This window comes from Leisingera sp. NJS201 (genome assembly GCF_004535885.1).
Taxonomy (GTDB): domain Bacteria; phylum Pseudomonadota; class Alphaproteobacteria; order Rhodobacterales; family Rhodobacteraceae; genus Leisingera.
Genome location: NZ_CP038234.1, coordinates 3,492,809 through 3,505,000 on the forward strand (window position 1 = coordinate 3,492,809; position 12,192 = coordinate 3,505,000).

At 60.6% G+C, this 12,192-nt stretch carries 9 protein-coding genes, 2 tRNA genes, 2 rRNA genes and 3 pseudogenes (1 of these 16 running past the window's edge); 6 read left to right on the forward strand and 10 right to left on the reverse strand.

The genetic code is table 11. The features are described from left to right. Positions 1–5 precede the first annotated feature (5 nt). From ETW23_RS17125 to ETW23_RS17135, 3 genes are all read right to left on the reverse strand, one after another. A complete protein-coding gene (locus ETW23_RS17125) occupies positions 6–659 on the reverse strand; it encodes a GntR family transcriptional regulator (protein WP_129369684.1) in 654 nt (217 codons plus the stop codon). 84 nt (positions 660–743) lie between these two features. Then, positions 744–2,576, reverse strand: a complete 1,833-nt coding sequence (locus ETW23_RS17130; RefSeq protein WP_134830739.1) for an adenylate/guanylate cyclase domain-containing protein — start codon at positions 2,574–2,576, stop codon at positions 744–746. A gap of 85 nt (positions 2,577–2,661) precedes the next feature. Continuing rightward, complete coding sequence (locus ETW23_RS17135; protein ID WP_134830740.1) at positions 2,662–3,348, reverse strand: M48 family metallopeptidase; 687 nt, start codon at positions 3,346–3,348, stop codon at positions 2,662–2,664. Positions 3,349–3,446: 98 nt separating this feature from the next. Here ETW23_RS17135 and ETW23_RS17140 point away from each other — a divergent pair, with 98 nt between their 5' ends. The 3 genes and pseudogenes from ETW23_RS17140 to ETW23_RS17150 all read left to right on the forward strand — a co-directional run. Next, the gene (locus ETW23_RS17140) at positions 3,447–3,773 is read left to right on the forward strand and encodes a TIGR02300 family protein (RefSeq protein WP_129369681.1); all 327 of its coding nucleotides are present in this window, start codon (positions 3,447–3,449) and stop codon (positions 3,771–3,773) included. A 185-nt stretch (positions 3,774–3,958) separates the two neighbouring features. Further along, positions 3,959–4,034, forward strand: a tRNA-Ala gene (locus ETW23_RS17145). A gap of 209 nt (positions 4,035–4,243) precedes the next feature. Further along, a pseudogene (locus ETW23_RS17150) lies at positions 4,244–5,037 on the forward strand (IS3 family transposase); the annotation flags it as partial. Between the two features lie 36 nt (positions 5,038–5,073). Here the strand turns inward: ETW23_RS17150 and ETW23_RS17155 are convergent. The 4 genes from ETW23_RS17155 to ETW23_RS26840 form a co-directional block, all read right to left on the reverse strand. Beyond that, the gene (locus ETW23_RS17155; RefSeq protein ID WP_134830741.1) at positions 5,074–5,676 is read right to left on the reverse strand and encodes a plasmid pRiA4b ORF-3 family protein; all 603 of its coding nucleotides are present in this window, start codon (positions 5,674–5,676) and stop codon (positions 5,074–5,076) included. Next, positions 5,673–7,298, reverse strand: coding sequence for an IS66 family transposase (locus tag ETW23_RS17160; protein WP_134830742.1), 1,626 nt, complete (start codon positions 7,296–7,298; stop codon positions 5,673–5,675). Before ETW23_RS17160 ends, ETW23_RS17155 begins: the two co-directional genes overlap by 4 nt. A gap of 60 nt (positions 7,299–7,358) precedes the next feature. Then, a complete protein-coding gene (tnpB, locus tag ETW23_RS17165; protein WP_134830743.1) occupies positions 7,359–7,709 on the reverse strand; it encodes an IS66 family insertion sequence element accessory protein TnpB in 351 nt (116 codons plus the stop codon). A 239-nt stretch (positions 7,710–7,948) separates the two neighbouring features. Next, on the reverse strand, positions 7,949–8,107 hold the full coding sequence (locus ETW23_RS26840) for a transposase (protein ID WP_247676998.1): 159 nt from the start codon (positions 8,105–8,107) through the stop codon (positions 7,949–7,951). A gap of 59 nt (positions 8,108–8,166) precedes the next feature. Here ETW23_RS26840 and ETW23_RS17175 point away from each other — a divergent pair. From ETW23_RS17175 to ETW23_RS26845, 3 genes and pseudogenes are all read left to right on the forward strand, one after another. Beyond that, a pseudogene (locus tag ETW23_RS17175) lies at positions 8,167–8,511 on the forward strand (DDE-type integrase/transposase/recombinase); the annotation flags it as partial. Positions 8,512–8,548: 37 nt separating this feature from the next. After that, a pseudogene (locus ETW23_RS17180) lies at positions 8,549–8,722 on the forward strand (IS3 family transposase); the annotation flags it as partial. Between the two features lie 56 nt (positions 8,723–8,778). Then, the gene (locus ETW23_RS26845; RefSeq protein ID WP_134831346.1) at positions 8,779–8,898 is read left to right on the forward strand and encodes a hypothetical protein; all 120 of its coding nucleotides are present in this window, start codon (positions 8,779–8,781) and stop codon (positions 8,896–8,898) included. Between the two features lie 98 nt (positions 8,899–8,996). Here the strand turns inward: ETW23_RS26845 and ETW23_RS17190 are convergent. The 3 genes from ETW23_RS17190 to ETW23_RS17200 form a co-directional block, all read right to left on the reverse strand. Continuing rightward, positions 8,997–9,073: transfer RNA gene (locus tag ETW23_RS17190), tRNA-Met, on the reverse strand. A 46-nt stretch (positions 9,074–9,119) separates the two neighbouring features. Next, a 5S ribosomal RNA gene (gene rrf / locus ETW23_RS17195) occupies positions 9,120–9,234 on the reverse strand. Between the two features lie 222 nt (positions 9,235–9,456). Next, positions 9,457–12,192 (reverse strand): 23S ribosomal RNA (locus ETW23_RS17200) (it continues 107 nt past the right edge of the window).

Sequence of the window (12,192 nt, forward strand, 5' to 3'; positions counted from 1 at the left end):
CAGACCTACCCGGCCAGGAGCCGCAGACCCTGGGTCACGTCAGAGCGCACTGCCAAACGCAAACCCGGTTCATCCCCGGCCTTCAGCGCCGCGATGATCAGGCGGTGGTTTTGCGGCGGGTCGGTGCGGCGCAACCGGCCGTAAAGCGCCCGCATGGTGGGGCCCAGCTGCAGCCAGACGGTCTCGGCCATCGCCAGCATGGCCGGTGCCTGGGCGCGCAGATACAGGGTGCGGTGGAACTCCAGATTGGTGCGGATATAGCCGACCGCGTCGCGTTTGGTGACCATCTCGGCAACCGTTCCGTTGATCATCTGCAGCCGGTCGATCAGGGCCATATGCGCGCGCGGCAAGGCACGGCTGGACAGCTCCACCTCCAGCAGCGCGCGCAGGGCCGCCAGCTCCTCAATCCGTTCATTTGTCAGTTCCGGCGTGGATACCCGCCCCGAAGAGGACAGGAACAGCGCGCCCTCGGCGGCCAGCCGCCGCACAGCCTCGCGCGCAGGCGTCATCGAGACGCCGAATTCGCGGCCGATGCCGCGCAGCGTCAGCGCAGCGCCGGGGGTGATTTCACCATGCATGATACGGGTGCGCAAAGCGCGGTAGACGCGGTCGTGGGCAGGGGCGGCAGCGTCCTGGGGGGAGCGGGCAGTCAGGTTCATCCCCTCAAGTGATCACAAATTGCGCCGCGGTCAAGCGGACAGATCCGCGCGTGTGATCACGGCCCCCAAGTCCGGGGCAGCACGTCAGGGGCGGCCAGGCAACCCTGCCAGGCTGAATCCGGTGCGCAGCCGTTGCAGCGCACTGCCGCCCCCGGCCCTGGCACCATAGGGAAAGGCGCTCGCTGCCTGATCCAGTGTCAGCCCTGCGGCCTGCAGCTGCGCGCAGGCGCTGCCAACCTCTTCAAAGCGGCCAAGCGAGGCCAATCCCGCGCAGCGCACCGCCTGGGCCAGCTGCGCCTGGGGTTCCAGCGCCAGCGCCGCACTGGCAGTGTCAACGGCAGCCTCCTCTTGCCCGGCATCAAACAGCATCGACGCGCGCAGGCTGTGATAAAGCGCAGACGGCACCGGGTTGAGCCGCAAAGCAGTGGCATAGGCGGCCTCGGCGGCGGCACCCTGCCCCTCCACCTGCAGCAGCCAGGCCCGCAGCAGATGGCCATCTGCATCGTTCGGAAAAGAGCGCTCCAACGCCTGCGCATGGGTCAAGGCGGTATCCGGCGCGCCGCTGAACTGCGCCGCAAGGGCGCGGATGCGCAAGGTTCCGGGTGTTTCAGGCAGCCCGTCGAGCAGCTGTGCCGCTTTGGCCGCGCGCTGCGGCAGGCCGGCCAGCGGGCCCGTCAGCAAGTCCAGGTCAAGCTCTGCCTGCAGCACTCTAGCCTTTGCCAGCCCGGGGGCCAGCTGCAAAGCCTGTTTGACGGCCAGTCTGGCCTCTTGCTGCTGCCCAGCCGCCAGGTGACTGCGCGCCATCAGCATATGCATCAGCGCCTGATCCGGCCCTGTCGCCGCCGCGGCCGCATGCACCGGCTGGCTGAAGGCGTTGAGAATATCTGCCGCCACTGCAGATGCCAGGCCGGACAGGTTGGATTGCGGGCGGGGCGGCAGAGCTGCCTGCCCGGACGGGCTGCGGATATCCAGCCGGATCCCCTGTAACGGAGCGGCAGGCAAATGGCCGCTGACCAGGAACTCTGTTCCCAGCAGTTTCGCCGCCTGGTCCGGCGGCAGTCCGGCCGCCGCCCGGCTGCTGGCCGGGGCCACCACTGCCAGGCCGGGAACCGCGGCAAGCGCGCGGATCACCTCGCCGGTGAGCGCCTGCGCCAGTTCAGGAGATGCCGAGGCCGCCGTGAAGGGCATCACGGCAACCAGCGGCCGCGTCTGCTCTGCCCCGCTGGCCGTCTGCGCCGCCCCTTGCAGACCCGGCATGCCCCCGGCCCACCAGCCGCCGCCGGCCGCAGCCAGGACCGTAAATGCAGCCAGCGCCAGCCACATAGGCCGCCCGGCCCGCCAGCGCGGTGGCGAAGCTGCCTGGTCCGCTTTATTTGGTGTGGCCACCGGGTGCAGACTGGGCAGCGAGGTCAGCTCATCGCCGAGCACATAGACCTGCACAGGCTCGGGAATATTCTTGACCTCATGCAGGCCCAGGTCCTCGAACGCATAAGGAATACGGCCCCGCACCTGGCCATATGCTTCAGCCGACAGGGCCACCCCGCCAAGCGGTGCCAAAGCCTCCAGCCGGGCAGCGATATTGACATCGTCGCCATAGATATCGCCCTGGGCAATCAGCACTTCACCCAGAGTGATACCGATCCGAAGCTGCAGATGCCGGTTGCGGGCAGCGGCGGCCTGGATCCCGGCTGCCGCCTCTACCGCCGAGATCACGCTGGGAAAAATTGCCAGCACCCCGTCGCCCATCAGCTTGATGATCCGGCCCTCATGGCTGCGGATCGCCGGAGCAATCAGGCTTTGCTGCTGCGCCAGAACCTGGTTCAGCGTTCCAGCCTCATCTTCGGCCATCAAGCGGCTGAAACCGGAGACATCCAGCACAAAAATGGCGGCAAGGCGTCGTTGCGGTTTGTCTGACACGGGCAAGCCTCAAGAACCGGGGAAACTGGAAACAGGTACCTGCCAAGAGGTTAGCCCGCGCATCCGCAGGGTCAAAGCTTTGCCGCTATTCGCCGAACCGGTAACGGTGCAGGCCGGCGCCGTTTTCGCGCAGCCAGCCGCGCGGCGGCTCGTATTGGCCATAGAGGCGTTCCACCACCGCCCAGAAGGCAGACGAATGGTTCATCTCCTGCAGATGCGCCACCTCGTGGGCGGCGACATAACGCAGCACTGCGGGCGGCGCCAGGATCAGCCGCCAGGAATACATCAGCCCGCCATCGGCGGTGCAGGACCCCCAGCGCGACCGAGTATCGCGCAAGGTCAGGCGGCTGTAGCCCTTGCCCAGCCGGGCGGCATAGAAATCCGACGCCTCGGCCAGCCGGTTGCGAGCCAGCTCTTTCAGGTAACGCTGCAAGACCCGCCCCGGACTGTCCCCCGGCACCGCAATACGGCCCGCGTCCAGCTGGATGCGCCGTCCTGGCGCGCGCTCAACCACCCGGTTCTGGCCATCAACCGGCAACACCGTGCCAAACCCTGCTTCCACTACCTCGGGATGCTTTTCCAGATGCGACCGGATCCAATCCGCCTTCTCCTCGGCAAAGGCCAGTGCGGCCCGTTCCGGCAGGCTTTTGGGCAGCGTCAGTGTCACCCGCCCGTCCAGCGAGGATATCCGCAGGCTGATCCGCCGCGCCCGTGCCGACCGCCGCAGCGTCAGCGGCACCGGCGGGTTTCCGGGCAGGTGGTGTTCGGCCATAGGCGCCCCTTTCCAGGCTTTGGCTTTGACAGTCCCCCCTCATATGGCAAGGCACCTGAATCGTCGATACGACTCACCAGTAAATCAAGGGGATCCACATGCCCAAGGAAGAATGGGGTGTAAAGCGCATCTGCCCCACCACTGGCAAGCGCTTTTATGACCTGAACAAGAACCCGATCGTCAGCCCCTACACGGGCGAGGCCGTCGCGCTGGACACCGGCAAAACCCGGATGATCGAGGCAGATGCCGAGGATGCGGCAACCCTGAAGGCCAAAGAGAACCTCGAAGGCGATAGCCCGGTTCTGGAAGATGATGACGACGTCGATGTTGATCTGGGCGATGATGTCCTGGACGATGACGATGACGAGGACAACGTTCCGCTGGACGAGATTGCCGACATGTCGACCCCCGAGGACGATTCCTAAGGCATTTCCAGCTGCCCGGGGAAGCGCCTCGCCTTTCCCGGGCAGCCCTCCGGCAGTGCCGGAAAAAAGTTTGGAACCCGGCGCATTTTACGCTTGCAGCCTGCGCCGCCGTCCCTTAAACGACGCTCACACCGCAAGACGGACCGCACCGGAGACGGAACGGACACTGGAAAGCGGACAGGTTTGGGGCCTTAGCTCAGCTGGGAGAGCGCCTGCATGGCATGCAGGAGGTCAGGAGTTCGATCCTCCTAGGCTCCACCAAATCTTCACTGTAAATTGTCAGATAGTTTTGCCTTTTTGGCCAGCAGTATTGCCTCTGGCTGCGCAAAACGTGTCACCTTCAGAGTGAGCTCAATCGGCTCACTGAAGTCCAAGCTTTGCGCACGAAGGGCGGAAAGCAGTCATTTTGGACCTGTCGCGGTTTGATGCCGCTCCTTTGCTAGCATTTACTGCAACAAAGGAGACTGACTATGGGACTGAAACGGACGGACGAATTCCGCCAAGATGCGGTGCGTATTGCGCTGACCAGTGGGCTGACGCGCAAGCAGGTGGCTGATGATCTGGGCGTTGGCATGTCGACGCTGAACAAATGGATCACCGCACATCGCGACACGAACGTGGTTTCACAAGAGGATTTAGACCTCGCCAAAGAAAATGAGCGGCTTCGACGTGAGAACCGGCTTCTCAAGGAGGAGAGGGAAATCCTAAAAAAGGCCACCCAGTTCTTCGCGGGCCTAAAGCAATGAGATTTAGGTTTATCGAAGAACAAAGCGGCCACTTCCCAGCCAAGCGGTTATGCGATGTTGTCGGCGTCAGCACGCGCGGCCTACGAGCGTTCCGCAACCGCCCGGCCAGCCGCAGGCAGCGATCAGATCTGGTCACGTTGGCACACATCAAAGAACAATCCCGTCTCAGCTTGGGCAGCAATGGCAGGCCGCGAATGACCGAAGAGCTGAAGGAGATCGGCCTAGACGTCGGTCATCGCCGAGTGGGCCGCTTGATGCGCCAGAACGGCATATCCGTCGTCAGAACCCGCAAACACAAGGTGACGACCGATAGCGATCACAAGTTCAATATCGCACCGAACCTGCTGGATCGAGACTTCAACGCTGATGCGCCCAACCAGAAGTGGGCCGGTGACATTAGCTATGTCTGGACCTGCGAAGGTTGGTTGTATCTGGCCGTGATCCTCGATCTGCATTCACGGCGTGTGATCGGCTGGGCCGTGAGCAACCGGATGAAACGCGACTTGGCGATCCGAGCGTAAGCATCCGGCGTAGACCGTGGACGTGGGCAGTTCTCAGGTAGTGCCCTTGGAGGGTTTGGGGTTGCGGGGCCGCGGAGTCCATTTCTTTGCAAGCTGGCTAAACCGCTCGACGATCCTGTCGGTCCGAGCATCGTTGGGATCGAAGGCGCCACCCGACCAGCGGATCATGTCCTCGTGTTGCTCGTGGCCGGGATCGGCGAGGGCTTCGAGGAACTCTTCGTAGCCCCAGGCGCCGCCGACGTCCTCGGGCGGACAGGCGCCGGTGGCCTTGAGAAGCCGCGGGTAGAGCACGCCGGGGGTGGCATCGTTGACCCGCTCGACCCGGATGCTGCGGTCCCAGTCGTCGCCGAAGTCATAGATATACTGGACCGTCCTGACGCCGGTCCCCTCGAGCACCTTCTCCAGCGTCGTTTTCTTTGCGGGCAACGGGCCATCATAGAACCCATCCGGATCTGGTATGCCCCAACCAGCATCGCCGGCACGGAACTCATAGAGATGGGTATCGGTCCAGCCCATAGCTGCCTGCATAACCTCATGCAGCCGGTCGAGCCTGATCTTCAGCGGCACCTCGATATGGCGCATAGGCAGAGGATCAACGTCGTTCAGGATGATCCGCAGGCGGGCGATCGGGGTCATGCAGCTATCCTTTTCTCGGTCGGGGACCAGTTCCACGGCAATAGATCCGGCACACGGGATGCCGTCGTGCCGGGCAGCCGGGCAAGGACATCGGCCAGCCAGGTTTGGGGATCGGCATCGTTCATCCTGGCAGTGACGATCAGGGAATACATGAACGCGGCGCGGTCGCCGCCGCGCTCTGACCCGGCGACGAGCCAAGACTTCCGGCCGAGAGCAACGCCCCGCAGGGCCCGTTCGGCCGCATTGTTCGTCAGGCAAATACGGCCATCATCAAGGAAGCGGCTGAAGGCCGCCCATCGGTCCTTGGTGAACATGTAGCTGATCGCCTTGGCGACCGGGTTATGCTTCGACATCCTGTCGCGCTCCGTGCTCATCCAGTCGTGCAATGCCTTGACCAGAGGGCGGGACAGCCGTTGCCGGATGGCGTGCCGCTCTTCGGCGAGCAGGCCATTGATGCCGCGCTCAATGTCGAAGATCGCGTCGATCCGGGCCACCGCCTCCAGCGCCACGGGCGAGATGTCATGGGCAGGCTTGCCCCTGCGGATTATTCCTTTGATGTCGGCGAGCTCGAAGAATTTACGCCGGGCATGGCTCCAGCACAGCGCGCTGCTGACTGGCGCCGGATCGCGTCCGGCGCGGTAGAGGTCGTTGTAGCCGCCATAGGCATCGGCTTGCAGGATGCCCTGCCACCCGGCGAGGTGCCGGTTCGGGTTGGCCATTCCGCGGTCACGGGAGAAGTGGAACAGAGCGGCAGGTGGAGCGCCGCCGCCAAAGGCGCGGTCATCCCTGACATAGGTCCAGAGCCGGGCAGTTTTTGCCCCGCCCTTTGCCAGCAGCGGCACCGTTGTGTCATCGCCGTGCAAGCGTTTTGCCTCAAGGACATGGGTCCGGATCAGCGCATGAAGGGGCTCAAGTGCAACGGTGCAGGCCCCAACCTGATCGGCAATCGTCGAAAGGCTGAGATCGACACCTTCCTTTGCGTAGCGCTCGGCCTGACGGTTCAAAGGCTGATGCTGCCCGCACTTCTCGAACAGGATCATCGCCAGCAGGTTCGGACCGGCCCAGCCACGGGGGGTGGGGTGGAAGGGCGCCGGCGGCTGGCTGATCTTCTCGCAAGCCCGGCAAGTGAACTTCTCGCGGACCATCTGGATCACTTTCCATTGCCGAGGGATCACCTCCAGCGTCTCGGTAATGTCCTCCCCCATCTTCACGATGCGACCTGAGCCGCAGCAGGAACAGGCCGTGGGGGCCTCGACCACCACACGTTCACGCGGCAGATGGTTCGGAAAGGGCTTGCGTGCCGGGCGGCGGCGTTCGAAGCCGGCCACGGCCGCCGTCTTCGTCAGCCTCATTGCCGCGATCTCATCCTCGGCGGCCGCAGCTTCGAGCTCCTCGAGCTGCATCTCCATCTGGTCGATCAAGTGGGCACGCCGTTCCGAGCTGTGGCCATATTGTTCGCGCCGGAGTTTGGCGATCTCAAGCCGGAGATGCTTGATCATCGCCTCGGAGGTTGAGACCACCGCCCGGACCTGCGCAAGTTCAGTCTCGGCAGCTTCGGCACGTGCTTCCGATGCCGCAAGTGCGGCGCGCAATCTGGCAATCTCGGAAGCGGCATCTGACATGGCCGAGACCTACCACATGCACACCGCAAAACCTATGAAAAAAGGGCTGCTGATTCCAATTTATCCCGCCTTTGCAGGGCGTTGTGTCCAGCGCGGATTACGCCAGTCGATCCCCTCCAGCAGGTATCCGAGCTGGGCGGCGGAGATCTGTACTGCTTCACCGGTCCCGCTGGCAGGCCAGATGAACTTCCCCGCTTCCAGCCGTTTTGTGTAGAGCGACATGCCGACGCCATCGTGCCAAAGCAGTTTGACCAGGTCGCCCTTGCGCCCTCGGAAGCAGAAGATCTCACCCGCATGCGGGTCACGTCCAAGACCCTGCTGAACAGTTAGAGCCAGGGTGTTCATGCCGCGCCGCATGTCGGTCACTCCGCCCGCGATCCAAACGCGCACCCCCGCCGGGAAGGCGATCATCGCCCCTCCAGCACCGGAAGAAGCCGGGACAGCATCTTGGGGTCCACTGTGGAGGGGGCAAGGAGCCGGCGCCCGTTCCTCAGCACGATCTCGAGCTGTACATCGTCGACTCCAGACTGTGCGACTTGTGTTGGCGCGGGCGTCCCAGGCGAAAGCGTCAACGGGATAAATGCCGGTGAGGTCTCGTCGCCAAGTTCCCCGTCCCTGTATTGCCGCCGCCATATCGTCAAAAGAGAGCGCTATACACCATGCCGCCGCGCTGTCGCTGCCACCTGGCGATGCCCCACGAAGCTCTCCTCCACGATCCGGATTTTGTCGGCATCGCTCCAGTGCCGCCGTCGCGGCGCATCTGCGGAAGAAAGGATTTCAATCTCAGGTCTGAACTTATCGTCGGTCATAAGGTCGGACTTACCACCAGAGCCGTGATCTCGTCAGACAGCCTCCGCCGGAAGCATATATCCGAGCGTTGAACATGGCCATAGTTTTCCGGGAGCCGCCCAAAGGTTGCATTCATCATACGGATCGCGGGTCGCAATATTGTTCACACGACTATCAGAAGCTTCTGCGCCAGCATGGCTTCAAGGTGTCGATGAGCGGCAAGGGCAATTGCTACGACAATGCTGCCGTCGAAACGTTCTTCAAAACCATCAAGGCTGAGTTGATCTGGCGGCATCCCTGGGAAACGCGACGAAAAGCGGAGATGGCCATCTTTGAATACATCAACGGCTTTTATAATCCGCGCCGCCGACACTCAGCACTCGGTTGGAAAAGCCCCGTCGCGTTCGAACGAAAAGTGGCTTAAACGAGCACTTGGGGCGGCACGAAAACGCGACAGGTCCAAGAGCTTCTTCAAGTCGCTGAAGGCCGAATTAATCTGGCGCCGGACCTGGCAGACCCGCAGAGAGGTCGAACTGGCCGTCTTCGAATACATCAACGGCTTCTACAACCCACGCCGACGGCATTCGGCCATCGGCTGGAAATCACCCGTGGCTTTCGAAAAGATCGCCGCCTAACATGAGCTACACACCGGAACGAAAACGGTGCAGGTCCAGTCGGCGTCGGAAAGTGGATCGAGTTCTACAACCGAAAACGCCCACATTCCGCCCTTGGCGGCAAACCCCCGGCCGTGGTCTATTGGCTGAGAAAACACAAAACCCAACCCGATCAGCAGGAGCAGAGAGTAGCTTAAATTACGCCAGAACCTGTCCAACAATTGGGGAGTAGCTCACACGAAGAAGGCCCCGGATGGTAGATCCGAAGCCTTTGATATGTCAGGTTAATTAGTGTTGGTTGCGGGAGCAGGATTTGAACCTGCGACCTTCAGGTTATGAGCCTGACGAGCTACCTGGCTGCTCCATCCCGCGTCAGGTTTTTTTGAGACCGTATTGAGAGATTATTGGATTTTACTAGGTTTGGCGGTGACCTACTCTCCCAGGGCTTGAGCCCAAGTACCATCGGCGCGACAGTGCTTAACTTCCGGGTTCGGGAAGGGACCGGGTGTTTCACTTGTGCTGTAGCCACCAAACCAAGAAAAATCCAATTCCGACGGCCTTGCGAAGCAAGGCTGGCGAGCGGCAGGCAGCGTATTTGCTTCAGCAAATGCGCGAGATGCCGCCCGGTTGCTGTGTCACCGCCGGGTGGCGGCAGGCACGGGCAACTTGCGTCGGTTACAATCAACGTTGTCCAAGTCTTGCACTTGGGATGTGTTTGCTTGTTTGGTTTTGAGTAACACTGTCTGTTACTGGATCAAATCAAGCCTATCGGGCGATTAGTACCGGTCAACTGAATGCATTGCTGCACTTACATCTCCGGCCTATCGGCGTGGTGGTCTTCCACGGCCCTCAGGGATACCTTGTTTTGAGGGGGCTTCCCGCTTAGATGCCTTCAGCGGTTATCCTGTCCGAACATAGCTACCCTGCACTGCTGCTGGCGCAACAACAGGTCCACCAGTGGTTCGTTCACCCCGGTCCTCTCGTACTAGGGGCAACTCCTCTCAAGTATCCTACACCCACGGCAGATAGGGACCGAACTGTCTCACGACGTTCTAAACCCAGCTCACGTACCTCTTTAAACGGCGAACAGCCGTACCCTTGGGACCTGCTCCAGCCCCAGGATGAGATGAGCCGACATCGAGGTGCCAAACACTGCCGTCGATATGGACTCTTGGGCAGTATCAGCCTGTTATCCCCGGCGTACCTTTTATCCGTTGAGCGATGGCCCTTCCACTCGGGACCACCGGATCACTATGGCCGACTTTCGTCTCTGCTCGACTTGTCAGTCTCGCAGTCAGGCTGGCTTCTGCCATTGCACTCAACGAGCGATTTCCGACCGCTCTGAGCCAACCTTCGCGCGCCTCCGTTACTCTTTAGGAGGCGACCGCCCCAGTCAAACTACCCGCCACGCAGGGTCCCGGATCCGGATAACGGACCGCGGTTAGATATCAAGAGTGCGAAGGGTGGTATCTCAAGGGAGGCTCCACCGCGACTTGCGTCACGGTTTCGATGCCTACCACCTATCCTGCACATCACAATCCTGATACCAGTGCGAAGCTGTAGTAAAGGTGCACGGGGTCTTTCCGTCTAACCGCGGGAAGCCTGCATCTTGACAGGCAATTCAATTTCGCTGAGTCGATGTTGGAGACAGCGGGGAAGTCGTTACGCCATTCGTGCAGGTCGGAACTTACCCGACAAGGAATTTCGCTACCTTAGGACCGTTATAGTTACGGCCGCCGTTTACCTGGGCTTCAATTCGGAGCTCTCACCCCTCCTTTTAACCTTCAGGCACCGGGCAGGCGTCAGACCCTATACGTCGTCTTGCGACTTCGCAGAGCCCTGTGTTTTTAATAAACAGTCGCCACCCCCTGGTTTGTGCCCCCGGATTCCACTTGCGTAGGACCCGGGCCTCCTTCTCGCGAACTTACGGAGGTATTTTGCCGAGTTCCTTCAACATCGTTCTCTCAAGCGCCTTGGTATTCTCTACCTGTCCACCTGTGTCGGTTTAGGGTACGGTCTGATGGAGGGCTATTTCCAGGGACTGATCAGCAGCCCATTCAATCCGATAAGGATGAACTACCTTCACAATCCGTCACATCCTCCTGGCCCACGAATATTAACGTGGTTCCCATCGCCTACGCCTTTCGGCCTCGGCTTAGGGGCCGGCTTACCCTGCTCAGATTAGCTTTAAGCAGGAACCCTTGGACTTTCGGCGAGAGTGTCTCTCACACTCTTTGTCGCTACTCATGTCATCATTCTCACTAGTGATCTCTCCACGGGATCGCTCACGCGCCCGCTTCATCGAAAGCTCCTTGCGTCCAATTCTTCCCGCAGGAAGATAAGGACGCATGGAACTATGTCACACTACGCTCTGCTACCATGCACTATGTGCATCCTCGGCTTCGGCTCATGGCTTGAGCCCCGTTACATCTTCGCCGCAAGACATCTTGATTAGACCAGTGAGCTGTTACGCTATCTTTAAAGGATGGCTGCTTCTAAGCCAACCTCCTGGTTGTTTTGGACGTCTCACCTGCTTTCCCACTTAGCCATGAATTGGGGGCCTTAGCCGGAGGTCAGGGTTGTTTCCCTCTCCACGACGGACGTTAGCATCCGCCGTGTGTCTGCCATCTAGTACTCCCGGGTATTCGGAGTTTGGTTAGGATCAGTAAGCCTGTGGGGCCCCATTACCCATCCAGTGCTCTACCCCCCGGGGTATTCGGATGACGCTCTACCTAAATAGATTTCGCAGAGAACCAGCTATCTCCGAGTTTGATTGGCCTTTCACCCCTAGGCACAGCTCATCCCGATCCTTTTCAACGGATGTGGGTTCGGTCCTCCAGTGCGTGTTACCGCACCTTCAACCTGGCCATGCCTAGATCACTCGGTTTCGGGTCTGATCCCACAAACTCATTCGCCCTATTAAGACTCGCTTTCGCTGCGCCTACACCTAACGGTTTAAGCTTGCTTGTGAGACCAAGTCGATGACCCATTATACAAAAGGTACGCTGTCAGCCCTCAAGGGGCCTCCAACTGATTGTAGGCGTTCGGTTTCAGGTACTGTTTCACTCCCCTCGCCGGGGTGCTTTTCACCTTTCCCTCACGGTACTGGTTCGCTATCGGTCAGTAAGGAGTACTTAGCCTTCGGAGGTGGTCCTCCGATCTTCAGACAGAATTTCACGTGTTCCGCCCTACTTAATACGTCCCTCAGAGCTTAGAATACGGGGCTGTCACCCGCTATGGCCATGCTTCCCAACATGTTCTTCTCACTCATCAGGCTCGGCTGGTCCGCGTTCGCTCGCCGCTACTAACGGAGTCTCTATTGATGTCCTTTCCTCCGGGTACTTAGATGTTTCAGTTCCCCGGGTTTGCTCTTATAAACCTATGTATTCAGTCTATAAGTACCTGGTTAAGCCCATTATAAGCAGCCATCCGGAATGAACCGGCGGCTATTATAACAAACTTTCAGGTGGGTTCCCCCATTCAGAGATCTT